The 23869-nt window shown below is 55.1% G+C and carries 21 protein-coding genes and 4 pseudogenes; 12 read left to right on the forward strand and 13 right to left on the reverse strand.

From position 1 onward, the window contains the following. Nucleotides 1–1576, forward strand: a 1576-nt coding sequence (locus QSK07_RS20040; RefSeq protein ID WP_285797970.1) for a putative bifunctional diguanylate cyclase/phosphodiesterase, incomplete at its 5' end; no start/stop codon positions are given. Between the two features lie 45 nt (nt 1577–1621). Here the strand turns inward: QSK07_RS20040 and QSK07_RS20045 are convergent. After that, nucleotides 1622–2206 (reverse strand): GNAT family N-acetyltransferase, encoded by a 585-nt coding sequence (locus QSK07_RS20045; RefSeq protein WP_098049765.1) that lies wholly within the window; start codon nt 2204–2206, stop codon nt 1622–1624. Nucleotides 2207–2455: 249 nt separating this feature from the next. Here QSK07_RS20045 and QSK07_RS20050 point away from each other — a divergent pair, with 249 nt between their 5' ends. The 6 genes and pseudogenes from QSK07_RS20050 (at nt 2456) to QSK07_RS20075 (ending at nt 7226) form a co-directional block, all read left to right on the forward strand. Continuing rightward, the gene (locus QSK07_RS20050; RefSeq protein ID WP_285722804.1) at nt 2456–3025 is read left to right on the forward strand and encodes a pyridoxamine 5'-phosphate oxidase family protein; all 570 of its coding nucleotides are present in this window, start codon (nt 2456–2458) and stop codon (nt 3023–3025) included. 276 nt (nt 3026–3301) lie between these two features. Beyond that, nucleotides 3302–4768, forward strand: a complete 1467-nt coding sequence (locus QSK07_RS20055) for a YsnF/AvaK domain-containing protein (protein ID WP_285722802.1) — start codon at nt 3302–3304, stop codon at nt 4766–4768. 544 nt (nt 4769–5312) lie between these two features. Next, nucleotides 5313–5528 carry a type II toxin-antitoxin system HigB family toxin gene (locus QSK07_RS20060; RefSeq protein ID WP_502921727.1) on the forward strand — a complete coding sequence of 72 codons (216 nt, stop codon included), beginning with the start codon at nt 5313–5315 and terminating at the stop codon, nt 5526–5528. Then, a pseudogene (locus QSK07_RS20065) lies at nt 5525–5890 on the forward strand (helix-turn-helix domain-containing protein). The gene QSK07_RS20060 and the pseudogene QSK07_RS20065 overlap by 4 nt, the downstream one beginning before the upstream one ends. Before the next feature lie 234 nt (nt 5891–6124). Next, nucleotides 6125–6406: a hypothetical protein gene (locus QSK07_RS20070; protein ID WP_285722800.1), complete on the forward strand. Its 282-nt coding sequence runs from the start codon at nt 6125–6127 to the stop codon at nt 6404–6406. Next, the gene (locus QSK07_RS20075; RefSeq protein ID WP_285722798.1) at nt 6399–7226 is read left to right on the forward strand and encodes an excinuclease ABC subunit UvrA; all 828 of its coding nucleotides are present in this window, start codon (nt 6399–6401) and stop codon (nt 7224–7226) included. Before QSK07_RS20070 ends, QSK07_RS20075 begins: the two co-directional genes overlap by 8 nt. Nucleotides 7227–7298: 72 nt before the next feature. Here QSK07_RS20075 and QSK07_RS20080 read toward each other — a convergent pair whose 3' ends face one another. From QSK07_RS20080 to budA, 8 genes are all read right to left on the reverse strand, one after another. Next, the gene (locus QSK07_RS20080; protein ID WP_285722796.1) at nt 7299–7553 is read right to left on the reverse strand and encodes a Txe/YoeB family addiction module toxin; all 255 of its coding nucleotides are present in this window, start codon (nt 7551–7553) and stop codon (nt 7299–7301) included. Then, nucleotides 7550–7801 carry a YoeB-YefM toxin-antitoxin system antitoxin YefM gene (gene yefM / locus QSK07_RS20085; protein ID WP_098049760.1) on the reverse strand — a complete coding sequence of 84 codons (252 nt, stop codon included), beginning with the start codon at nt 7799–7801 and terminating at the stop codon, nt 7550–7552. Before yefM ends, QSK07_RS20080 begins: the two co-directional genes overlap by 4 nt. Before the next feature lie 157 nt (nt 7802–7958). Continuing rightward, complete coding sequence (locus tag QSK07_RS20090) at nt 7959–8219, reverse strand: hypothetical protein (protein ID WP_285722793.1); 261 nt, start codon at nt 8217–8219, stop codon at nt 7959–7961. A gap of 296 nt (nt 8220–8515) precedes the next feature. Then, nucleotides 8516–9829, reverse strand: coding sequence for a CitMHS family transporter (locus tag QSK07_RS20095; RefSeq protein WP_275222410.1), 1314 nt, complete (start codon nt 9827–9829; stop codon nt 8516–8518). Between the two features lie 345 nt (nt 9830–10174). Further along, nucleotides 10175–11626 (reverse strand): flagellin N-terminal helical domain-containing protein, encoded by a 1452-nt coding sequence (locus QSK07_RS20100; protein ID WP_285722791.1) that lies wholly within the window; start codon nt 11624–11626, stop codon nt 10175–10177. A gap of 205 nt (nt 11627–11831) precedes the next feature. Then, nucleotides 11832–12605, reverse strand: coding sequence for a (S)-acetoin forming diacetyl reductase (locus QSK07_RS20105; protein WP_285722789.1), 774 nt, complete (start codon nt 12603–12605; stop codon nt 11832–11834). A gap of 21 nt (nt 12606–12626) precedes the next feature. Then, nucleotides 12627–14306: an acetolactate synthase AlsS gene (alsS, locus tag QSK07_RS20110; protein WP_098049756.1), complete on the reverse strand. Its 1680-nt coding sequence runs from the start codon at nt 14304–14306 to the stop codon at nt 12627–12629. Between the two features lie 14 nt (nt 14307–14320). Beyond that, nucleotides 14321–15103 (reverse strand): acetolactate decarboxylase, encoded by a 783-nt coding sequence (gene budA, locus QSK07_RS20115; protein ID WP_275222413.1) that lies wholly within the window; start codon nt 15101–15103, stop codon nt 14321–14323. Nucleotides 15104–15207: 104 nt separating this feature from the next. On the opposite strand from budA, the gene QSK07_RS20120 reads away from it, so the two are divergent. Both QSK07_RS20120 and QSK07_RS20125 read left to right on the forward strand, forming a co-directional pair. Beyond that, complete coding sequence (locus QSK07_RS20120) at nt 15208–16113, forward strand: LysR family transcriptional regulator (RefSeq protein WP_285722784.1); 906 nt, start codon at nt 15208–15210, stop codon at nt 16111–16113. Between the two features lie 71 nt (nt 16114–16184). Next, nucleotides 16185–16430, forward strand: a complete 246-nt coding sequence (locus tag QSK07_RS20125; RefSeq protein WP_061061001.1) for a hypothetical protein — start codon at nt 16185–16187, stop codon at nt 16428–16430. Nucleotides 16431–16545: 115 nt separating this feature from the next. Here the strand turns inward: QSK07_RS20125 and QSK07_RS20130 are convergent. Further along, nucleotides 16546–16906 (reverse strand): annotated as a pseudogene (locus QSK07_RS20130) (response regulator transcription factor); the annotation flags it as partial. A gap of 228 nt (nt 16907–17134) precedes the next feature. Here QSK07_RS20130 and QSK07_RS20135 point away from each other — a divergent pair. Then, nucleotides 17135–18100 (forward strand): annotated as a pseudogene (locus QSK07_RS20135) (Rpn family recombination-promoting nuclease/putative transposase). 33 nt (nt 18101–18133) lie between these two features. Here QSK07_RS20135 and QSK07_RS20140 read toward each other — a convergent pair. From QSK07_RS20140 to QSK07_RS20150, 3 genes and pseudogenes are all read right to left on the reverse strand, one after another. After that, a complete protein-coding gene (locus QSK07_RS20140; protein WP_285722781.1) occupies nt 18134–19021 on the reverse strand; it encodes an ROK family protein in 888 nt (295 codons plus the stop codon). A 237-nt stretch (nt 19022–19258) separates the two neighbouring features. After that, nucleotides 19259–19597 (reverse strand): annotated as a pseudogene (locus tag QSK07_RS20145) (beta-ketoacyl-ACP synthase II); the annotation flags it as partial. Between the two features lie 44 nt (nt 19598–19641). Then, the gene (locus tag QSK07_RS20150; RefSeq protein WP_285722779.1) at nt 19642–21603 is read right to left on the reverse strand and encodes a sigma-54-dependent Fis family transcriptional regulator; all 1962 of its coding nucleotides are present in this window, start codon (nt 21601–21603) and stop codon (nt 19642–19644) included. 463 nt (nt 21604–22066) lie between these two features. Between QSK07_RS20150 and QSK07_RS20155 the strand changes: the two genes are divergently transcribed. Further along, nucleotides 22067–23080 carry a Gfo/Idh/MocA family oxidoreductase gene (locus QSK07_RS20155; protein WP_285722778.1) on the forward strand — a complete coding sequence of 338 codons (1014 nt, stop codon included), beginning with the start codon at nt 22067–22069 and terminating at the stop codon, nt 23078–23080. Further along, nucleotides 23080–23859: a TIM barrel protein gene (locus tag QSK07_RS20160; RefSeq protein ID WP_098049750.1), complete on the forward strand. Its 780-nt coding sequence runs from the start codon at nt 23080–23082 to the stop codon at nt 23857–23859. The genes QSK07_RS20155 and QSK07_RS20160 overlap by 1 nt, the downstream gene beginning before the upstream one ends. Nucleotides 23860–23869: the final 10 nt, after the last annotated feature.

A 23869-nucleotide genomic window follows, 5' to 3' on the forward strand; every position in this document is an offset into this window, starting at 1 on the left:
CTACAGCGCAGAGGAGATGAGAGGTCAGTATGTCAGCGAGCTGATCCCGGCGCGCTGCCAGACTGACTACCGTAACGAGCTCGCCCGGATTACTTCAGACGAAGCGGCTATCTCTCACCCACGTTCGTTGCAGATATGGGGTGTTACGCGCGATGGCCGTGAGTTTCCGGCAGAAGTCTCGTTTTCGGGCTGGCGTGAAGAGGGCGAGCGGCTGGTGGGCATGATCATCCGCGACGTCACGGCCCGCTATGAAAGTGAGGCGCGGCTCTGTGAGCTGGCTTCTCTGGATATGCTGACACGACTTGCCAGCCGTAGCGCGTTCATGGATCAGGTCGGGCAGCTGACCAAAGCGAGCGTTCCCTATACGCTATTAATGACCGATCTGGATGGTTTTAAAGAGGTGAACGATACGCTGGGACATGCAGCTGGCGATGCGCTGCTGTGTCACGTTGCCGAGCAGATTCGTGCGGTGTGCGCCGGTGCCGTGACAGCTGCGCGGCTGGGCGGCGATGAATTTGTGATCCTGCTGGCGGGCGGCAGCGCTGAGGCAGCGATTACGGCGGAAAAACTGATTGTGGCCGTTCAGACGCCGTTCCGCTATCACGACTCGCCGGTTGTGGTCGGTGCCAGTACCGGCATTGCTTCTTACCCGGAACACGGTCACGATCCCTCCGCGGTGATGTCCGCTGCTGATCTGGCACTCTACCGTGCCAAAGCCTCAGGCAAAGGCTGCAGTATCCTGTTTATGCCTGCGTTTCGTGAAGCGGAGCAGCAGCGCCGCCGTTTTGAACGCGAACTGGAAACGGCGGTGCGGCAGCAGCAGTTCACGCTTTACTATCAGCCCCGCTTCGACGTGGAAAGCGGAAAACTGGCTGGCTGCGAGACGCTGGTTCGCTGGCAGCACCCGACACGCGGGTTGCTGTTGCCTGCCGACTTCATCGGCATGCTGGTTAAAAGCCCGCTTTCCGTAACGCTGGGGGAATGGATCATCCGCAATGCTCTGGCACAGGTCCGGCAGTGGCAGGTGCGATCGCCTGAGCTTCGTGTCAGCATCAATCTGTTTCCACGTCAGCTGACAGGGAACAGCCTGGAAACTGTTATACGCGAGAGTGCCGGCGGCGATGCAGGTTTTGTTGAGCTGGAAGTGGATGAGCCTCTGCTGGCTGTGCTGGTGCAGGATATGCCGGTTCAGGTTGAAGCGGTGCGCCGGACCGGTGCCTCATTTGTCATCGATCATTACGGACGCACGCTGGGGGCCATTAATCTGCTGCGCCAAAGCTTTGTGGCAGGTTTCAAAATCGATAAGTCGCTGACGCACGAGCTGAACTCCAGCATGCGGGTGCGAATGATGTTCCGATCTATCACGGCACTCGGCAAAAGTCTGGGTATTAAGGTGGCTGCTGAAGGGGTTGAAGACAAAGAGCAGATTGCTTTTGTCACGTCAGCCGGATGTAACATTATGCAGGGTAATGGCCTGTGCCGGCCCCTGACACCGGCGGAGTTTGAAGCAATGCTATGCGGCGAGGAGCATTCTGCGCCCGCTGTTGCCAGCGATTACGATGTCACATCCCCCTGAATACTCTGACCCTGGCAGCCGAAGAGAGGGAGCGATCGACGCCCGTCAGTCTGGCTGTCCGGGTCGGTAATCCTGTTTCAGCAATCCGAAAATCCAGTCATCCTGCCACTGGCCATCGAGGAAGAAATTCTGCCGCAGAGTGCCTTCCTGAATAAAGCCCGTGGAGATCAGCGTGCGGCGCGAGGCGACATTGCCTGCCGTCACCGTTGCGGTCATTTTGCGGTAACCCTGTTGCGCAAAGCAGAAGGCGATGATGGCACGCAGCGACTCGCTGCCATAGCCTTTACCCTGTGCCTCCGTAGCCAGAATAAATCCGGACTCCGCCACACCTTCTCCGCGATCGATAAACCCGCAGAAGCCAGCCGGAAGACCCGTCGCTTTTTCCTCAATGACCAGGCAAAGCCAGTGTGAGCAGCCTTTATACCAGGCTGGCAGGCGCACGTCGAATGACAGGGTTCGGATCTCTTCAGCGCTGCGCGGATCGCTGATGTACTTCATAACCGATCTGTCCTGACTGACCGCAAGATAAAATGGCCAGTCTTCCTGACTCAGTGGCCGATAAATCAGGCGCGGTGAGGTGACTTTAACGGGCATTTCTGGCCGGACTTCAGCGGGCTTTTCATCAGACATATTGCCATTCCCTGCGAACAATACGGTAAGGTGAAGGCGCAAAAATAGCACAGAGCGGCAGACTGACGGGACGCGCGTTCGCGACTTTGCGAGGCGTTCCGCAATTGCGCGGTTGTCTCATTTTTCCGCGGTATTCCCCGGCGACTCGCGGGTCATATTTTCCTGCCAGAGCAGACAGGCCATCTGCTCACATCATTGCTACGCTTTTAGCCAGATGGCTGACATTATCCCTGATGAGAGTAATTTCCAATGGATCTGAAAACCTTTGAAACAGCCAGCTGGGCAGCACTGGCAGAGGCTGCCGCCAATCCGCAGGCCGGATTTCGTTATCTGACGCTTGCTACCGTGGATGCTGCACAACGGCCTCAGGCCCGCACTGTGGTACTGCGCGAGTGCCATGACGTCCGCCGGATGCTGACCTTTCATACCGATGTGCGTAGTCCGAAGTGGCTGGAGATGGCGGCGAATCCCCGGGTTACCGTGCTGGGATATTGCCATGAGCGTCGCCTGCAGCTACGGCTGATGGGACAGGCTGAATGTTATGCAGCAGGAAGTGCAGTTGCCCGCGACGCCTGGCGCACGTTACCGCAGCACACGCGCCAGACGTACATCGGCGGGCCGCCGGGAGAAGCGCTGGCCCCCGCTCACGAGAAACCGGACGCGACAGCAACAGAAGCGGGCGAATCGCGTTTTGGTGTAGTGATTGTGCAGGTCAGCGTGCTGGATGCTTATCAGTTTCAGCGCAATAAGAATCAGCGTGCGCTGTTTCGCTATTCCGCCCATGGCGAACGGCAGGAAAGCGGATGGATCAGTCCCTGAAGTGAGGCTCGTCAGGCATGCCTGATGCCTGCTCTCTTATCTTTAGCTAACCTGAAAACAGAGATTTCACTGCTATTCACCCTGTGATTCTCTTTTTATCTGCCGCATCGCTTATCCGATTTTAGCACCATGTTATCTTCATATCGCGGCATATTTCTGCTTTTTTCTTTCCTTTGTCATTATTTGTGCCAGGCTTTAACTAACCCAAAAGCAGTCACTTATGCTCAAGGCCAGGGAAAGTACAAATGATCGCTCTGTATTACAGGCAGGTTAATCATGAACAATCAACCTCCTGAAAAACCAGTGTCAGAGGGTAGCGAACAGGTCTTAAGTCTGGCGGAAGAAACCGTTGAGGTCTCGAAACAGCGGGTCATCGACGATCATGTCAGGATTACCCGCCAGGTCACTGAACATCAGCAGAAAATTGCGCTGATGCTCCGGCAGCAGACGGCGGATATTCAACGCATTTCTAAATCGGAGCGGCTGACTGAGATGCCGGCGATCCGTGAAGAAAATGGCGTCCTGATCATTCCGATTGTCGAAGAAGAGGTCGAGATCGTCCGTCATCTGGTGCTGAAAGAGGAGTGGCACATTCGTAAAGTCGTCAGTGAGGTGGAGACAGAACAGATTGTCTCTCTGCGCCGGCAGCAGGCTCATCTGACCCGAATACCCTACTCAGAGCCGTCCGAATCCATCACCGAGGAACACAACATGGCGCGTGAAACAATCGTAACAATGTTCAGCAATATCTCACTGGCAGAAGGTGCAAAGCGTAACCTGATCAAGGCCGGGTTCCTGGATGATGACATTGACATCATTTCCGGTGAACGGCTGCGTACTGAAGGTCATGAAGCCCGTCATCCCGGTTTCTGGCAGCGTCTGTTTGGCAACACGCTGGAAGAGGATCAGGCCGAAGTCTATGAAGACGCGATGCGTACCGGCGGTGTGGTGTTGTCGCTGCGGGCCGATGAGGATGAGTTGCCGCGTGCACTGGGCATCCTGGATGCGCATGAAGAGCTGACTGAGCGCAGTGCCGCGCTGCCTGATGACTATGCGCCCGATGATGGCCTGACTGCACCCGCCAGCGGCACGCTTCAGGAAAATGATGACATCGATCCGCTTCATACCGATTCTGCCCATCGCGGCGCGGCGCGTACTGCCCTGACCGGTGATGAGAGTGACGAGGATGTGCTGCGTCTGGCCGAAGAGCGACTGGAAGTAGGTAAACGACTGGTCAGTGAAGGATCAACCCGAGTGCGCCGCTACACTGTCACGGACCGGGTGTCTGAAAATGTCTCTCTGCATGAGCAGCATGCTGAAATCTTCCGTCGTCCGGTGAACGAAACGGGCTCACCGGACCAGGTTGACTGGTCCGAGAAAACGGTTGAGGTGGAAGAGACGCATGAGCAGCCGGTGGTCAATAAGACTGCGCAGATCATCGAAGAAGTGGTGCTGCGTAAAGAGGCCAGCGATCGGGTCGAAACCATCAATGATTCAGTGCGTCGTCAGGAAGTGGATATTGACCATGCCCGTGCCGACCATCTCAATGCAGATCCGGTGACCGGTAATCCTGCCGAGACCGATCCGCTGCTGGAAAGCACGCGTCAGGCGCGTGCTGACCACGACAGCCGTCCGGTAACGTCCGGCAGCGAACCCGCGCATAAAGAGGGTAACGTAAAAAAAGCCGGGGATAACATTGCTGAAGCAAAAGATAAGGTCGAAGATAAGTTTAGAAAGCTTTAATGCTGTCACGGTGACCTTCATCTTTCAGGCCTGAAAAAACCCGTCAGCGACGGGTTTTTTTGCGTGCAGATTACGTTCTGAATTAAATCTCAAGCGCGGGGTACGCCTGTCAGTCTTTTTCGTCCGGAATGGCTTTTATGTGAGCTGACCTGCCAGCGTAGCGTCCATAACTGGGGTTAAACACACGGACGCCATTTTATGCTCATGTGCTTTGTTTCTGTTAAGCGCGCAACGACACAGCCATCATCTTAAGATTAAACGACGAACGGTTTCCCGTGCAGAACACGGTTTCGATAAGATGCGTAAAATGGTTAGCCTCCACCAGCGCGAACATAGCAATGTCTGTGGTTAATAACACTTTACCCATAAACTATCTCTGAAAACAAAACACCCTATCCTTGTTGTCCCATACCGGGACCGCCACATTAGTCCCGGTGTGGGACAACAAGGATTGTCGGTGCGAATTATATCGATCGCGTTTCTCAAACGATTCCGGGAAGCCCATAATCAGGCGGAACAGCCGTTAAAAGTATAGGTAGATGAAGTGAGTAAGACTCAGTGGAAAACGCCGCAGAACATTAATGACAAGTACAGAACGGCAGGTTTTCTGAGCAACAATCGAGTGGTGTTTGATATTAAAGGCCATCACTGCCGTTTGATCGTTGCTGTGGTTTACAGATTTAAGGCGGTCTACATAAAGTTTGCAGGAACGCATGCTGAATACCACAGGGTAAATGCAAATACGGTGGAAATGTCATGACTTATAAAATCAAACCGATTCACAGTGAAGCAGAATATGAAGCTGCTCTGACCGCCGTATCTCCCCTGTTCGATACTGAGCAAGAACAGGGAAGTGAAGCCAGTGACTTTCTGGAAGTTATGATCCTGCTTGTTGAAAAATATGAGCAGGAACATTATCCGATGGAGGCACCTGATCCGGTGGCGGCGATTAAATTCCGTATGTAACAGAGGGGCTGACAGCGAAAGATCTGGTGCCGACACCCGAACCGCGTTTATGAGGTACTGAATTATAGGCGTGCACTGACGCTGCCCATGATCCGGAACCTGCATAAAATGTTCAATATTCCGCTCGCATCACTCGCAGGCGCAGCTCAATGCTAAAGGATAAGCGTCCGGTAATTAAAGCCCGCCCTGTGCGGGCTTTTTTATGAGCTGTTCTTTTTACTCTCCTGAATCAACCCCCGCGTTTTGCAGACTGAAATCCCTGACTACCCTTTCTGGTGTTTCTGCCCCGTAATGGGCCGGATAGCCCGAAAGCCAGGTCAGGCTCTGCAATTTTCAGTCATTAGCGGCAGGTGATCGTTAATCTGCCGTGCATCATCAAACAGGGACATCATGACAGAACAAGATCACGCCCATAATTATCGCGCTGATGAGCACATTGATCCTCATGTCTCGGTACAGGGTGCAAGAACACACAATCTCAGGGATGTGTCGCTGCGGTTTCCCCGTAATGCCATGGTGGTGTTCACCGGAGTTTCAGGCTCCGGGAAATCCTCACTCGCCTTTGATACGCTTTATGCAGAAGCCCAGCGCCGGTTTATCGAGTCGGTTTCACCCCATGCCCGTCGCCTGATCGATCCTGATCGATCAGGCCGCTGCACCGGATGTGGATAATATTGACGGACTCCCGCCTGCGGTGGCGCTTCAGCAGAGCCGGGCTGGCGCGCAGGAGCGTTCAACGGTAGGGAGCCTGACCCGAATTTCCGTCACGCTGCGCCTGCTGTTTTCCCGTGCGGGCACAAGGCCTGACGGTGTGCCATTTATGACCGCCGATTATTTCTCGCCTGACAATCCTGAAGGTGCCTGTACGCATTGCCAGGGGCTGGGACAGATTTCGATTGAGCTGCTCTTAATGCCCAGCGCCACCACAACCTGCTCGGTCTGTGCGGAAAGCCGTTACAACCCCGAAACGCTGGAGGTGAAGTGGAACGACCTGACCATAGCGGATGTGCCTGATCTTACCGTAGACGATGCCACCAGGATGTTTGACGGGTACGACGGGATCCAGCGTTCACTGTCGGCACTGCAATCTCTGGGGCTGAGATACCTGACGCTGGGCCAACCCGCCACGGAACTCTCTGGCGGTGAGTGTCAGCGCATCAAGCTCGCCTGGGAGCTGCAACGCGTCCAGCGCACATCCACGCTCTATCTGCTCGATAAACCGTCAACCGGGTTGCACCCATCCGACATGGACAAACTGCTGATTGTACTCAATGAACTGGTGACACACGGCCACACCGTCGTGATGGCGCAACACACAATGCGCATTGTGGCAGAGGCGGACTGGGTGATTGATCTTGGGCCCGGTTCGGGGCTTAAGGGCGGAAAGATTGTCTCGTCCGGTACACCGGAAGCGGTCAGCACATCTGTTGAGAGTCTGACTGCGCCATGGCTTTCCGTACAGCTTAAAAAGAGGGCGGGCGATCCGGCGTAACAGGATTACAATGGATGATGACGCCGCTGAAACAGGCGCACCAGTAGGGCTCAGGACACGCTCCTTAGCCCGTCAATAATGATATCTGCAAGAGGCGATTAATAAAGCGTCTCCACTGACGGCATAAACCAGCCGATGTTCTGCCGTAATTCTGCGTGACCAGAAGCCTGCAAGATTATGCTTTAATGGCTCGGGTTTTCCCTTGCCTTCAAAAGGCGTCCTGCTGGCATCTTTTAACAACTCATTAATCTTTTTGACCGTTTTTTTATCGGTATTCTGCCAGTAGAGACAATCTTTCCAGGCTTCTTCGGACCAGGTCAGTTTCACTCAATAATATCCCTGTCAGTCCCGTTACCGCTTTTCAGGCTTTCGATGGAATCCATTAACCTGCGAGCATTCTTAGGTGACCGCAGCAGGTAGGCTGTCTCTTCCAGTGAGTTATATTCTTCAAGCGACATCAGCACGCAGGATTCACCGTTCTGGCGAGTGATTAATACCGGCGCCTTATCTTCAACCGTCTGAACCATAGTGGCAGACAGATTTTGTCGGGCTTCGCTGTAACTGATTGCTCTCATAGAACCTCCACGGAGTAAGTAATACAAGTCATTGTACAATGATAAGCTACGGCAGGGAAGCCTGGTGAAAAGACTGGAGATACCATCACCAACGTGTTTTTTTGAGAAACTGATGGTACGGTGTTTCTCGTTGAGAAACAGGCAGTCAGATAACCCATCAGCGCAGCGTTGCATTAACCTGTAACGCATCCAGCTCGCGCGCATCGTGACTGCAGAAAAAGGTGATTTCGCCGCCGCTCTGGCAGGAGAGCTCACGCAGTCGCTGCTGGTTGTGCCGTCTGGCCATATTATCCATGCCCAGCATCCACTGGTAGAAGTGCAGTGGCGTGTCGGCTGCCGCATTGTCCGGGACGATAGCGCTCACGCGACTGCCGGGCGTATGGATATTCTGACGACCAACGCCGGTATCGACCACCACCAGCCTGTTGCGGTCTGTCTCAATCAGCAGGCAGTGTCAGACCAGGTGCGCCTTCAGGCCTTTACTGAATCCATCATAGATCGCGACGCCCGGCGGGCACATACAGCCACCGTTAAGGTGGTGAATTTTCGTTGGACCTCCCTACGGTCATCGGCAAAATCTCTGAGAGACTACGACCTGTCCGGCGCGCAGCACATCAGCGTGGCTATAGAGTGTAGTGAGGGTTGCCATAACAGGCGGAGCGGTGAAGCGGATAACCGGGCAAAAAAGCCTGTTATCCGCCAGAAAGCAGAGAATTAACTGTGGAACAGCGGGAAAGCACCGGTCAGCAGACCGCCCGCCATCAATACCAGACTGACCAGAATCCCCCACTTGATGGCAAAGCGCTGGTGGTCGCCGATATCGACTTTCGCCAGGCCGACCAGCAGGTAGACCGACGGCACCAGCGGGCTCAGCAGGTGGAACGGCTGCCCGACAATGGAAGCACGGGCAATCTCTTCTGCGGTAATGCCATAGCTGGCCGCCGTCTGTGCGATAACCGGCAGGATGCCGAAGTAAAACGCATCATTCGACATAAAGAAGGTGAACGGCAGGCTGACCAGCGCGGTAAACACCGCCAGGTAAGGTCCGAAGCTGGTTGGGATCACGGCCAGCAGACTCTTCGCCATGGCATCCACCATGCCGGTGCCGGAGAGAATACCGGTGAAGATACCGGCGGCAAAAATCAGCGCGGTCACCGCCAGCACGTTACCGGCATGCGAACTGATACGCGCTTTCTGCTCCTCCAGCGTGGGATAGTTGAGCATCACCGCAATGGCAAACGCCAGCATAAACAGTATCTGAATCGGCATTAAACCAATCACCAGCAGCACCAGCAGCACGGTGGTCAGGATAAAGTTAGGCCAGAACATCTTCGGACGGCGGTTGGCGGCGCACTCTTCAGCATCGCCGAGGCCCAGTTCAATGTTGTCGAGATGGTGATCTTTCATGCTCATCACGCCTAGCCGTTTACGCTCACGCAGGCCAAACAGTACCGCCATCGCTACCAGGCTGACGCAGGCAAGCAGCATCGCTGGCAGCATCGGAATAAAGATATCGAGAGCATCAATGCGCAGTGCCGCGGCGGCACGCGCCGTCGGTCCACCCCAGGGAGAAAGGTTCATGATGCCGCTGGCGAGGTTGACCAGACAGGTCATCATCAGCACGTTCATGCCCAGCCGATGGTAGAGCGGCAGGAAGGCGGCGATAGCGATCATATAGGTCGTCGAGCTGTCACCATCCAGCGAAACCAGCAGCGTCAGCACGGCTGTCCCGACCAGCACTTTCAGGGGATCGCCACGCACCAGTCGCAGAATAAAGCGTACCAGCGGGTCAAACAGTCCGGCATCGATCATCAGACCAAAATAGAGAATGGAGAAGGTCAGCATCACGCCGGTCGGAGCCAGTTTTTTGACGCCATCCAGCATCATGGCACCGAGTCCGACGTAAAATCCGCCAATCAGCGCAAATATGGTTGGTATCAGGATCAGCGCAATTAAGGCTGACATGCGTTTGGTCATGATCAGATACATGAAGCAAACAACCATGGAAAAACCCAGTATCGTCAGCAAAATAGCAGCCCTCACAATGGCGTAAAAGTAATGAAAAAGTTACATGAAGCGAGGAAAATTCAGGTAATTAGTTAGCGTGGTAACGATTAACCTGTTGTTTTATTTAATCCTGCACTGCGGGATGATAGTAAATAGTTGTCAGGATTTAGCATTTCTTTAACAAGGAAGGGTGATCGCGATCATCTTTAAACGAATCTTAAACGAGTTTGTGTGACTGAGATCAACAGACGCGAAAGCGTAACCCGGCATTTCGGACCACAGCAGGCCTGAAGCAGGCGTAGAGGAATCAGGATGCATGACAAAAACAGAAAGGGCTAAGCCACGCGGCTTAGCCGGTGAAAGGTATTAGCTGCCGAGCAGCTGGAGGATCATCTCAGGGAGTTTATTGGCCATTTTGCTGACGGCTGTCTGTCCCTGCTGGATAATCTGGCTGCGCGCCAGCTGACTCGCTTCTTCAGCATAGTCTGCATCCTGAATGCGGCTGCGAGCCGCAGAGGTATCCACACCCTGTTGTGACAACACATTACGGTTTGATTCGTAACGGTTTATCTTCGCGCCATAGAGCGACTGATAGCCGCTGATCTTCTCCAGTGCCTTATCCAGCGCCTTCATGGTGGCGGAGATGTCGCCACTGGTCAGCAGGGTAGTGTTGTTCAGCCCCAGCGTTTTGGTATCTGACGGCGTAACGGGGATGCTATCCGACTGGACCGGCTGACCATAGTCGGCGCTGGTGATCACTTCGAGAGGACGACTCTCATGTGGCGGCGTTGCAGGCACGCCCCTGGGCTCTGGCAGGATTCCCCAGGTCAGACTACCGGTGAAGGAACCGTTGCCCACCACCACCACAATCAAATCTTCGCTGACGGTGTCCAGCGAAATGCGCTCCAGTCGGGTGCCGGTATTGGTGCCGTTGTTGAAATCGCCGCTGGCGACATCTTCATAACGGTCGCCGTCACCGCTGTAGGTGATGTTCATGCCGTTGTAGCTGCTGCTGTTACTGCCCGCCAGCGCCCAGCTCGGGCCGCCTTCCAGCAGCTGAGAGCTGTCATAAGCTGCGCCAGTGGTAAATCCGTTTTTGCTGGTCAGCAGGCGCGAATCTGCGGTCGCCGCATCCGTAATGCCTTTGCTGGTCCAGGTGTAATCAGGCGCACTGCCGTCCAGCGGTGTCCCTGCCAGATGCTTACCGTCGCGGGTAAACAACTGGAGATCGTCATCCTGACCCAGTGAGTCGATGGTAATGCTGATCGACGTTGAGCCTGCCGGGATATAGGCCAGCGGGATCACACCCGAGGTAAACGAGTAACTCTTGCCCGGCACGGGGAATTTAACGTTGATAGGGTCAACGTTACCCAGTTTCACAGGCGGCAGATCGGGATTATCCGTTGCCAGCGGATAACGCCCGAAAATCTCGGTGTGATCCGCGACTTCGTTGATGCCGGCCAGAATCTGCTGATATGCACCGTTGACACTCTGCCGATCCGCGTCTGACAGCGTGCCGTTAGCGGCCTGCACCGACAGTGTACGCGCCTGGATCAGCAGATCGACGATGGTGCCCAGGCCACCACTGGCGGTCTGGGAATAGCTGATGGCGTCACTAAGACCGCGTGCCACGACCACGTCGGCGTTGACATTGGCCGTCATACGGTTGGCAATCGCCTGACCTGCCGCATCGTCTTTGGCACTGTTAATTCGCATCCCTGATGATAGCCGTTCAACCGTTCGTCCCAGAACGGAGTCAGTACCGTACCGCAATTTGTTCGTCATAGCGGCGGTTTCGTTAGAGTTGATCGTTAACATGGTCGCGTCGAACAGGGAGAGGAGTCTCTGTTTTATCGGCAGGGTGATTAGCAGCTTTAATCTCAGCGCTGGCAAAAAGGCAGGAATGACGGGGCTTAACGGGCAACAGGCTGATGGCTAACCGCTTTCCAGATAAAATAAATTAACGGTTTTGCCAGGTCAGGAAAGGCGCCTGCTGCGCAGAGACGCAGCAGGCGAGAGCCGATCAGTTAAACACCATGCCGCCGTCAATCAGCAGTGACTGACCCGTCATGTAATCGGAGTCGGGACTGGACAGATAAGCAACGCAGGCGGCCACATCTTCCGGCTCAGAAAGACGTCCCAGCGTAATGCGTTTCGCAAACTCCTCGGTACCGTAGCCGGCTGGTTTTCCGGCGGCTTCCGAGATCTGACGGTCAATCTCTTCCCACATTGGCGTTCTGACAATGCCCGGGCAGAAGGCGTTGACCGTGATACCGGCTGGCGCCAGATCGCGCGCGGCGGTCTGTGTCAGGCCACGCACGGCAAACTTACTGGAGCTGTAGACCGCCAGCTCCGGATTGCCGACGTGACCCGCCTGCGAACAGGCGTTGATGATTTTGCCGCCGTGGCCTTCTGCAGCGAACGCTTTAATTGCGGCCTGCATGCCCCAGATTACCCCTTTGACATTAACGTTATAAACCTTGTCGACCAACTCTTCGGTGATCTCAGCAATCGGCGTGGAGGGTGCAATACCGGCGTTGTTAACGATGACGTCAAAACCGCCCAGCGTGCGACGCGCCTCTTCTACGGCATCCATCACCTGATCGCGCTGTGAGACATCGACTTTCAGGGCAATCGCTTTGCCACCCTGCTGGTTAATCTTCTCCGCGACCTGGCGGGCGGTCTCCTGATTGAAATCGGCTACGGCCACTGCCAGTCCATCTTTTGCCAGACGCAGGGCTATCGCTTCACCAATGCCCTGGCCTGCGCCTGTTACCAATGCCACTCTGTTTTTCATCCTGATTTCCTTTTTACGAAATTAAAGAAGCTGACTCAGATGCAGCTGACCCATCAGCAGCGGGTTGTCGGCGTAATCGACCGGCACAGCCACCACAGCAGGACCCTGAACATCCATCGCTTTACGCAGCGTCGGCTCCAGCTCTGCCGCGCTGGTCACCGCAAAGCCCGCAGCGCCAAACGCTTCGGCGTAGGCTTTGAAATCGACCGGGCCAAAATTGACACCTGAGACGCGGTGATATTTTTTCTCTTCCTGCATTGCCACCATGTTGTAGGCGTTATCGACCCAGACGATGTGCAGGATATTGGCTTTTAACCGGACGGCAGTTTCCAGCTCCATGCTGGACTGCAGGAAGCCACCATCCCCTGAAACCGATACCACTTTGCGCTGTGGATCGACCAGCCAGGCACCAATCGCCCACGGCAGTGCCACGCCCATGGTCTGCTGACCGTTGGAGATCATGATCTGGCGGGCGCGGAAGCTGTAGAGATAGCGGGCGATCCAGATATGAAAGCTGCCCATATCGACGGTGAGGCTGACGTCGCTGTTAATGATGTCCTGCATGGCGCGCACGATGCGCAGCGGATGCAGGGCAAACTGATTGAGGCTGGCACCCTGCATCGCCAGTAGTTTGCGCTGCTGCTGACGATCTTCAAGAATGCTGGCGGCTTCTGATGTCAGCTGCAGCGGCGCGGTAATGCGTGCTGCCAGTTTACGCACGGTGGCGGCGATATCGCCCACCAGCTCGGCGTCCGGCAGGTAGCGGTTGTCGGTCTCTGCCGGAATCACGTCGATGTGAATCAGGGTGGCGTTACCGCTGTTCCACATCGCCGGTTCATATTCTACCGGGCTGTAACCGATGGTGATGATCAGGTCAGCCTGTTGCAGTAGCCGGTCACCCGCCTGGTTGTTAAACAGCCCGACGCGACCGGCAAAGCGTGAGAAGTGATCCTGTCTGGTCGCGCCCGCAGCCTGATAGGTGCTGGTGACCGGAATATGACTGCGGCTCAGCAGATCGTGAATCGCTTCGCTGTTTTCCGGCTGGCTCGCCATTAATCCCAGCAGAATGACCGGATTTTTCGCGCCGGCAATGGCCTGGCTGACCGTGTTGATCATCGCGTCTGGCGCGGCACCCAGCACAGGACGGCCCTTGCTGCTCAGTGCTTTGCCGGTCACCGGTTGATCGACGATATCCTGCGGCAGGCTGATAAAGGCACCGCCGCCGCGGCCATGCTCGGCGTGACGAAACGCATTCGACAGGCATTCAGAGAGCGCAGAGGGATCGGTCACTTCAACCGCATATTTGGTGACCGGGCGAAACATGGACACCGTATCCATGCTCTGGTGAACCTGCTTGGCGCTGTCGGAGCGTTTCACCTGACCGCCGATGGCGACCACCGGATCGCCTTCGCTGGTGGCGGTGGCCATGCCGGTGATCAGATTGGAGCAGCCCGGCCCGGAAGTAACCAGTGCCACACCGGCATTGCCGGTTAGCCGGCCCACTGCGGCGGCCATAAAGGCGGCATTGGCTTCATGACGGACCGGAATAGTCTGGATGGAGGAATCCAGCAGGGAGTCAAAAACCTTGTCGATCTTTGCGCCAGGGATGCCAAAAACATGCTGCACGCCCTGGGCTTCAAGCTGTGCGACCACCAGGTCAGCGCCGCAGGTCCAGAGTGTGGTATCGGTTGGAGTTTTCATCGTCATTCCTCTGATTAGCTTTCTACCGCACGGATCGCGGCGTCAAGATTGGCGGGGTTCAGGTCAGCATTAAGAAAGTCACTATCCTGTGGCAGATCCACGACCAGCTTGCTGATGGCACCAAAGGTCAGGGTGCCCTGTTCCAGCGCGTAATCGAGAATGTGGCCGCCGCCTTCGCGGTCGTCGGTAATAAAGTGTTCGTGATAGCCCGCTACGTTAATGCCCTGCATGTACTGCGGCGTGCGGAAGCCAATCAGCTCGCCCGCGCGCTGGCTGAAAGCAAAGGTCGGCTGATCGCCCAGCACTTCCGGCATGGAGCGATAGGGACGGCACTGGCACGGTACGGTACGGGTGTCGACGCGGCTGAAACGACCACTGATGCGCAGCGCGCAGAACTGGTTGTCGGAGGTGATTTCGCTGTCGATAACCCGATGGATGTCCTCGCGTGACATGGGCCGGTCAAACTCAAACAGGTGCTGCGGCCTGAAGAAGGTCATCACCGCAAACGGGGTTTTCTGTGCCGGATCGGCCGGATGCGCACTGCCATCTGAGTGCAGCTGATAGACTTTGCTGTCGAACGCAATCATCTCGCCATCCAGCCGGTTGAACGTGCCCAGGCCGAAATCCCCTTTGCGCAGCAGGTCGGCGATGCGGACGTTACCGTCATAGACGCCGCTCAGCAGCGCACTCATCAAAGAGGTCTGATAGATAACGCTTTCTGGTGCATCCTGGGAAAGCATTAACACAGTATGTTTTAGTTGATCCTCACAGGAACAATCAGTTACACAATTGCTCATTTCATGCCTCATCGATTAACCGTTAAGCCGTGTTAACCTAATGGTGAACCGATTCAGTCGGTGAGTCCAATAGCGAAACCTGTTAACTTTGAGACGTTTTTGATATGGAACTGCGCCACCTGCGTTATTTTGTTGCCGTAGCCGAGACGCTTCACTTCACCCGGGCCGCTGAAATGCTTGGGATTTCTCAGCCGCCGCTGAGCCAGCAGATACTGCGGCTGGAGCAGGAGATTGGCACACCGCTGCTGAAGCGGCTGACGCGCGGAGTGGAACTGACCGAAGCGGGAGAAGCGTTTCTGGCCGATGCAAAGCAAATTGTCCAACTGGCCGATCAGGCACTGGAGAACGCGCGAGGTATTGCCCGCGGGATCAGTGGCCAGCTGTCGCTGGGGTTTGCCAGCTCGGTGGCTTTTAATCCGCGCATCTTCACCCTGATCCGTCAATTCAAGGAACGCTATCCGGCGATGGAACTGCTGACGCGTGAAGAGAACATGTCGTTGTTGATGCAGGATCTGCAGGAAGGATTACTGGATGCTGCCTTTATCCGGCTGCCGTGCGAAAGCAGCAAGGCGTTTAATCTGCGCGTGATCTCCACCGAAAAGATGCTGATTGCGCTGCCGCGCTGCCATCCTCTCAGCGGCACGCCGATAGTCGCGTTGTCCGCGCTGGCGGATGAAACCCTGATAATCTTCCCGCGTGATGTTTCGCCAAGTCTCTATGAGCTGATTGTTACGGCCTGTCTGCGGGCGGGCTTTTCACGCCACACCTTTCAGCAGGCACCACAGATCACCACATCGCTGGGCATGGTAGCGGCAGGCTGCGGGATTGCGCTGGTGCCGGAGTCGCTGCGCTGCGTCGATAACCCGGGGGTCAGCTTCTGCGATATCGAAAACAACACCCTGTTTACTGATGTGGCGTTTGCCTGGCGTCGGCATCATCCATCAAAAGCGGTGCTGCATCTGCTGGCGCTGCTGGCCGAACCGCCTGCGGCTCCAGGCGAAGCGGGTTGATAAGCGCCAGCTATTGAACTGAAAACAATAACCAACTGGCGGCCTGAGGTCGGCATGCCAATAATCGGTGCATGACTATATACCGCGTAAGAGTCGGGTATCATAACCCGTCAGCCCTGACATTCAGGCAACTGGATGAAATTCTGGAGCCGCAGCGATTCTGGAGAACAGATTCGGCGGGCGGCCAGTTCCGCTATTTCATGGAGTATGAGTACCAGTCTGACGTGCGCGACCTTTGTTCGGTCTGTTCGCTGGCCTACAGTCAGGCCTGCAAAGTCAGAAAGTGCCCACTGATCCTGGTCGAGGTAATGAACTGAACCCGTCCGGCAAACCCGCTGTTCTCAGCACGGGATCGCCGGGCGTTTTATACGAACGGCTTTAACCTGAACGTCGCTGCATCAGGAGGTTTAATGCGGCGGGCGCGTAATTCTGGCTGCGGCACAGTACGGCCTGAACGCGCGCCACGACGTCGCCCGGATGGTTGGGTTTGACCATGTAGTCATCTGCGCCATAGCGCAGTGCGCCGATTCGGTCCGGCGCGTCACCCATCGCCGTCACTATGACTGCCGGAGTATCGTCACGCCGACGCAGTGCGGCCAGCACTTCGGTGGCGTTCATGCCAGGCAGCATGATCTCCAGCAGAATCAGATCGGGCTGCCAGCGTCCTGCAGTTTCAGCCCGCCGGGTCCGTCACCGGCAATCATGACCTCATAGTTTCACGTTTCAGGCAGGCCTTAAGTACACCCGCCGTATCAGCGTCATCTTCAATAATCAGTACACGTTTTGACTGCATTTTCGGATCACCCTGACTGTTTCTTCATATGTTTTGTAATGATATTTATTTTGTAATAAGGGGTGGCTCATTTAATGCATTAATTTTACTTTTAAGTATTTCAGTTAATTCAGCATGGGTGTAGTCCATTTTAATCCACACATAACCCAGCGATAATATTGGCGTCCAGCCGGGATAGAAAAGTTTTCCCTGAGCTATCAGTATGTGAACCTTATAGAAAATAAACCGATGAGAAAGGAAAATAGTCCTGTGCCCCATGACGTGACATTCCGACAGTTTCTGGCAAATCCGGATGTTGCCAGAGATTTTATGCAGCGGCATCTTCCTGAAGAACAGCGTAAAATCTGCGACCCCGGCACACTTAAGCTTGAATTCGGCTCCTTTATTGAAGACGATTTGCGGTAATAGTTTAGTGACGTTCTGTACAGTCTTAAACCTCAGCCAGGGACGGCTATATACAGGTTCTGATTGAACATCAGTCTACTCCTGACGGGCATATGGCGTTTCGCCTGATGCGTTATGTGATTGCCGCTATGCAATAGCATCGTGCGACGGGTCATAAAAAGCTGCCTCTGGTGATACCTGTAGTGTTCTGCACCGGTAAGTGCACGCCCTATCCTTGTTCGACCTGCTGGTTCGGCGAGTTTGATGATCCGTCTGTGGCAGAAAAACTCAATGGAAACGCTTTTCTGCTGATGGACGTCACGGTGATCCCTGGTGACGAGATCATGCCGCACCGCAGAATGGCAGCACTGATGCAGAAGCATATTCATCAACATGATATGGCTTCCATCATTGACCGTCTGAGCACCTTACTGATGGCCGATTATCTTTCTTCACCCCCAGGTATTGGCGCTGATGCACTATTTAATACAGGCAGGTTAATCAGCTGATCATGAAGCTTTCGTTCGCGAACTGGCACAGCGGATGCCGCAACACGGAGATGCACTGATGACTATCGCACAGCAGCCTGAACTAAAAGGTATCGCAAAAGGCCGCGCGGAAGGTATTGAGCTGGGCGAATAGCGGGGAATGGAGAAAGGCCGCAGTAAAGTTAAGCGTGAAGCCACTCTGGAAATCGCTCGCGTTATGTTACAGCGCGACCTTAAACGTCAAACCATCATGAAAATGACCGATTTTTCCTCAGACGATCTGGCTAGCATCCAGCATCAAGTCTCTGCGGATGAGACCTGATGACAACTTTTCACTTCAGGGAAAGTAAAGCTCTCAGGTCTTACTGCCCGCCGGCTGGCGCTGCAGGAAATTCCAGGTTGCGCCCAGCATGCCGGAGTCGTTACCGTAGGTTGCGGCATCTATATGGATATCAGGATCATATTTTGCCAGATGCTCTCCCAGTTCCATGAGGAAGGGTTCACGCTCGGTAATTCCCCCACCGATAAATACCCTCTGCGGGTCGAACACGCTGAACAGGTTATATAAGCAGGCCGCAAGATCCGCATAAAATTTATTTACCACCTGCTGCGCGGCGTCTTCATTACGGTCATATGCGTCAAAGACATCTTTACCACTGGTGTCGTCGACAGGCTTATCAATAAGCTGGCTGTAACTTTCCCGCAGCGCTGTCATGGTACAGCTCTGGCTCATAGTGTGGCGTTCAATATTGCCGCTGGTGGGACGCGACGTCAGCAGGCAACCAAACTCGCCAGCCCGGTTGCGTCCACCCCGAATCAGTGCGCCATTGCAAAAGGCCGCTCCGCCTAACCCGGTGCCTATTGTCAGCATCAGGAAATCGTTGAGCTTTTTTGCTTTCCCCAGCCACTTTTCAGCCAGCAGCGCACAGTGTGCATCGTTTTCGACGGTAGCGGGCAGGGACGTTTTTTCTGTCAGCCACTGGCTCAGATGAAACTGGTCAAAGTCGCGTATGGTGCCACCCATAGCAATATAACCAGCGTCAGCATCAATATAACCGGGTGTGCTGACGGCAATACCCGCACAACCGGGATTTTTCTCCAGCCAGACCAGGATTTCATCAAGTATTTTATCGCGTGCATTATGTGAAATATCAGCACTATCGCTGGTCAGGATTTTTCCCTGATCGTCAATCACACCCATTTTTAAAGAGGTACCACCAATATCGACAGCTGCAATTTTCATTAACGTTCTCTGAAGTTTTTTTCATTCAATTAATTGTAGTGCCGAAAGAAAAGGGCAGACGGCCAGGCAACGGCAATTTTGTCAGGAAAGGTACAGAATTATAAAGCTGATGCTGAAGGGCAGAAGACCTGCGGCGGACAGGAAATAACAGAATGCGTTGTATACAGGCTGGATGGTGATGTGATTAGCGACGCTGCCAATATATCCCGCAGCGCCGATTGAATCGTCAATATGCTGTCATTGCCACTTACATAGCAGAATACTGGCATTGACGCCGCCAAAGCCAAATCCGTTCGACATGGCATAGTTCAGCGCCGCAGGTCGGGCTTTAAGCGCCACCAGGTCAAGACTGCCTGCTGCTTCATCGGGATGATAAAGGTTCAGCGTTGGCGGAATAAGCTGATGGCGCACGGCCAGCAGTGTGAATATCGCCTCAACGTCACCCGCCGCACCCAGCAGATGGCCGGTGGCGGATTTGGTTGATGAGATCGCGACCGGCGCATCATCGCCAGACACGGCGCGAATAGCGGACAGCTCGTCGTGGTCGCCGATCTGAGTCGAGGTTGCGTAAGAATTATCCTTGCAGGACGTCAGGCCAGTTACTGCGTTTTAAGATTAATTTACTGACGCAATGTGTCGATGGCGATGTTCCATTGATTGAGCTTGTTGTACAGCGCCGTACGTGAAATACCCAGCAGCCTGGCGGACTGGCGCATATTTCCGCCCTGAGCGCGCAGTGTCTGCAGGATGCAGGCGCGCTCATTATCCTGCAGAAGACTGCTGGCAGGCGTAGAGTTTACAGCATCACTGCGGGTCACCATCGCTGGCGGCAAATCGACGAGGTCGATAATGTTGCTCTGGCAAAGATTGACGATTCGCTCCATCAGATTTTCCAGCTCACGCACGTTGCCAGGCCAGTGCCAGGTTTCAAGAGTGTTCATTGCCTCAGGACTGACCTGCGGAGGCAGTTTATTCAGCCGCTGACACAGCGTGCGGATAAAGGTATTGACCAGATCGGGAATATCGCTTTGCCGTTCACGCAGAGGGGGGATAGTCAGCGAAATGACATTCAGGCGATAGAACAGGTCACGCCTGAAGGCACCCTGCTCGACTGCGCTTTGCAGATCGCAGTGGGTCGCCGCGATAATACGGACATCTACTTTTACCGGATGCGCTGCCCCGATGCGCAGTACCTCACTCTCCTGCAGCACGCGTAGCAGGCTGGTCTGCGCCTCCAGCGGCATCTCGCCAATCTCGTCCAGAAACAGTGTGCCCCCGTCGGCCAGTTCAAACTTGCCTGCTGACCCACCGCGCCGTGAACCGGTAAAGGCGCCATCGACGTAGCCGAACAGCTCGCTCTGTACCAGATCACGCGGCAGCGCGCCACAGTTGACGGCTACAAACGACTCATGTGCCCGGCTACTGGCGTTATGGATCGCCTGGGCAAACAGTTCTTTGCCGGTTCCGCTTTCACCGGTCAGCAGAACGGTGCTGTCACTGCGACTGCTGGCGCGGGCATCCTGAAGCGCCTGCTGAAGCGTGGGGGCCTGGCCGCGTATCATATCAAAGGTATAACTGGCTCTGACGCCGAGAACCCGTCGCGTAATGGCGCGAATGCGCTGGTTTTCCCGAAACGAAAGGATACGCCCGCCGTCCGGAGCCGGCATCAGCGAGACCAGACAGGAGACGCTGTGCCTGCCATCAGGGCGGAAAACCATCTCACGGTCATTGCAGCAGGGCAGGGTAAGCAGCGAACCAGACTGAGGCTGCAACAGCTGGTCAATCGAAGCGTTACCGGCATCAATACCGGCAAAGATCTGACGCGCATAGCGATTCAGCGTTTTTATACCTCCCTCGCGGTCGCAGACCACCACGCCTTCATTCAGGTTTTCCAGTATCGACTGTTGTTCGGCCAGCAGGCGGTGCAGCGTCAGCTGCTGCCCGATCGCCTCTGCGGCGGCCTGTACCGTTCCCAGCGTATGAGCATTGAAATTGTCAGGAGTGGCGGTCAGCGTCAGCACGCCAGTCATGCGACCGCTGGCATCCCGGATGGGCGCTGCGGCACACTGCCGGTTGCGTTTACGCAGTGCGATTTTCCAGTTTTCGCCACTCAGCACGTATACCAGCCGCTGCTCGCGCAGGCAGCGTGCGGTGCAGTTCGTGCCCAGGATTTCCTCACGCAAAACGCTGCCAACCGGCGTCAGGTCGCTGCCGCAGAAGCTCAGCACAACGCCCTGAGCATCGGTCAGATTAATGTGTCCATCGGGATTATAGGCCAGCAGATTCTCCATCACGCTATGGGCCACGGCAATCAGCTCGCTGTTATGACTCAGGATAGCGGCCAGCTCTGACGGATTGGTCGGGGTGTAGCAGAAGTGCGTCGGATCGATGTGATACTCGCGGGAGCGTGCCCAGGATTGCAGAATACTGCGGCGGATCCAGTGTGGCTTCGCACCCTGGATAAACGCCTGCCAGCCGCGCATCAGCTGTGTTTCCCACTGTGCCGCGTCACTGCCGTCCGGCAGGCTGAATATGGCGTCGCTCTCTTCTTTATTTGGCAATAAATCATGCAGCGATTGCATCTCACTCTCCCGACGTCGATGAAATGTCCATTTTAATGACATGTTAAGTTGACATGTACATTTTACTTTCAGTTATGCAGAGGCTTCTGCGAGCGCGTTCACAGAAACACCTGCTTAAAAACTGGCATCTGCTTTGCAATGCTGACGATAACGCTCACCGGCTAAAAACAACCTGAAAGTTAAGCGGTTATGCGTAAAAAAATCTGAAGTTACTGCTGTTTAACTGACTCATGGCCTCACGGAGCGGCGTGATCTCCGGCTCTGACATCCCGATGTTGTCCGGCGTCACTAAGTCCTGAACGGAACATCCGGCAGTGACACGCCGGCAAAACGGATGGCGTGTTTTGCCGGAACACACTGAGCCAATGAGGCATTCAGAATCTGGTCGTTTGCTGCTGAAGTGCAGGCGAACTCCGAACCCTACCCAGCTCTGACGGGCTGACAATAAATGACAGGAGCAGTTATGCGTCTTAAAACGGTAAGAGTGGGATTGATTGGCGCTGGCCGCATGGGCAGTTTTCATGCAGAAAACCTGGCGCTACGGGTGCCCGGCGCCCGGCTGACAGCTGTTGCCGATCTGCAGCCTGGCGCAGCGCAGCAACTGGCGGATCGACTGGGAGTGGAGAAAGCCTATACCGATATCCAGGCGTTGCTTAATGACAGTGAAATAGATGCGGTTGCTATCGCTACACCCGCCCGCACGCATGCTGAACTGGTGATCGCCGCCGCGCAGGCGGGCAAACATATTTTCTGCGAAAAACCGATGGCCGTAACGTTGCAGGAAGCCGATCGGGCTATCACTGCCGCTGAGGACGCGGGCGTTGTGTTGCAGGTCGGTTTCAATCGTCGTTTCAGTACGGGCTTCGCCGCAGCCATTGAAGCGATCAGGGCGGGCACTAATGGCACCACCCAGTTAAGCCGCTCTGTGACCCGCGATCCAGGCCTGAGGGATCCGGCCCCGATCCCGCAATGGACGATATTCCTTGAAACCCTGATCCATGATTTTGACACGCTGCTGCACTTTAATCCGGGGGCGCGACCTGTTGAAGTCTATGCGCTGGCTGATGCGCTGGTACGGCCTGATTTTAAAGATAAGGGGTTACTTGATACCTCTGTGGTGACAATTCGCTTTGATAACGGAGCGATAGCCACGGCCGAAGCCAGCTTCCAGGCCGTTTACGGCTATGACGTTCGCGGCGAAGTGTTTGGCAGCAAAGGCATGCTGCAGACAGGCAATATTAATCAGGATAATTGCGTACGCTATCACGCCGACGGTATTGCAATCGCGACCTCCCGGCTGGATACCGATTTGCTGCGTGATGCATATGTCGCTGAAATGAAAGAGTTTGCGCGCGCAATTTTGCACGGTGATAAACCGCGTGCGACCGGCACAGATGCACGCAACGCGCTGGAAATTGCGCTGGCCTGCATTGAATCAGTCAGACAACGTAAACCTTTTCTGCTGGGAGCACGCTAATGGCCGGTTATCAGCTGTCAGTCTGTGCCGAGATGGTATTTCTCGATCTGCCCATCATCACGCGCGTGGAAAAGATCCATGCGTTGGGATTTGGGGTAGAGATCTGGAACTGGGCTAATAAAGATATCGACGCGCTGGTGGCAACAGGTGCGCGTTTTACCTCCATGACAGGCTACCTCAGCGGAAACCTGACCGATGACGATGAGATTGCGCAGCTACTGCAAAGCGCGGAAACCTCACTGGCGGTTGCAGAACGTCTGAACTGCCCGCGCCTGAATCTGCATGGCACCGGACTGGATGCCAGCGGTCAGGCGGTTCGTCCGGTTGAGGTGGTGACCGGCGAGATGTGGCTTAAAGCGGCCGACACCCTGCGCCGTGTGGCTGCACTGGGCGAACAGGCCGGTCGGGTTTTTACCCTCGAAAACCTCAATCTGGCGGTCGATCATCCGGGTACGCCCTTTGCGCGAGCTGCCGATACGCTGGCTCTGGTCAAAGCGGTCAGCAGCCCGGCTCTGAAGATGAACCTTGACCTCTATCATGCGCAGATTGGAGAGGGAAATCTGATCGAGCTTATCCGCCGCTCTGGTGACGCTATCGGGGAGATTCAGGTAGCCGATGTGCCGGGCCGGATGCAGCCGGGCACAGGAGAAATTAACTATCGCGCCATCGCTCGTGCGCTGGATCGTATGGGCTACAGCGGCGTTGTTGCGCTGGAAGGCTGGGCCGCAGGTGACAGTGAAACCGCGCTGGCGCAGTTCCGCGATCATTTTACCTTATAAGCGATTCAAC

The sequence above is a fragment of the Pantoea sp. QMID4 genome, assembly GCF_030270445.1.
Classification (GTDB): domain Bacteria; phylum Pseudomonadota; class Gammaproteobacteria; order Enterobacterales; family Enterobacteriaceae; genus Pantoea; species Pantoea vagans.

Coding starts and splice junctions, on each gene's coding strand:
- QSK07_RS20045 (WP_098049765.1), bottom strand. CDS start 2,206: ATGTCTGATGAAAAGCCCGCTGAAGTCCGGCCAGAAATGCCCGTTAAA.
- QSK07_RS20050 (WP_285722804.1), top strand. CDS start 2,456: ATGGATCTGAAAACCTTTGAAACAGCCAGCTGGGCAGCACTGGCAGAG.
- QSK07_RS20055 (WP_285722802.1), top strand. CDS start 3,302: ATGAACAATCAACCTCCTGAAAAACCAGTGTCAGAGGGTAGCGAACAG.
- QSK07_RS20070 (WP_285722800.1), top strand. CDS start 6,125: ATGACAGAACAAGATCACGCCCATAATTATCGCGCTGATGAGCACATT.
- yefM (WP_098049760.1), bottom strand. CDS start 7,801: ATGAGAGCAATCAGTTACAGCGAAGCCCGACAAAATCTGTCTGCCACT.
- QSK07_RS20100 (WP_285722791.1), bottom strand. CDS start 11,626: ATGTTAACGATCAACTCTAACGAAACCGCCGCTATGACGAACAAATTG.
- QSK07_RS20105 (WP_285722789.1), bottom strand. CDS start 12,605: ATGAAAAACAGAGTGGCATTGGTAACAGGCGCAGGCCAGGGCATTGGT.
- alsS (WP_098049756.1), bottom strand. CDS start 14,306: ATGAAAACTCCAACCGATACCACACTCTGGACCTGCGGCGCTGACCTG.
- budA (WP_275222413.1), bottom strand. CDS start 15,103: ATGAGCAATTGTGTAACTGATTGTTCCTGTGAGGATCAACTAAAACAT.
- QSK07_RS20120 (WP_285722784.1), top strand. CDS start 15,208: ATGGAACTGCGCCACCTGCGTTATTTTGTTGCCGTAGCCGAGACGCTT.
- QSK07_RS20125 (WP_061061001.1), top strand. CDS start 16,185: ATGACTATATACCGCGTAAGAGTCGGGTATCATAACCCGTCAGCCCTG.
- QSK07_RS20140 (WP_285722781.1), bottom strand. CDS start 19,021: ATGAAAATTGCAGCTGTCGATATTGGTGGTACCTCTTTAAAAATGGGT.
- QSK07_RS20150 (WP_285722779.1), bottom strand. CDS start 21,603: ATGCAATCGCTGCATGATTTATTGCCAAATAAAGAAGAGAGCGACGCC.
- QSK07_RS20155 (WP_285722778.1), top strand. CDS start 22,067: ATGCGTCTTAAAACGGTAAGAGTGGGATTGATTGGCGCTGGCCGCATG.
- QSK07_RS20160 (WP_098049750.1), top strand. CDS start 23,080: ATGGCCGGTTATCAGCTGTCAGTCTGTGCCGAGATGGTATTTCTCGAT.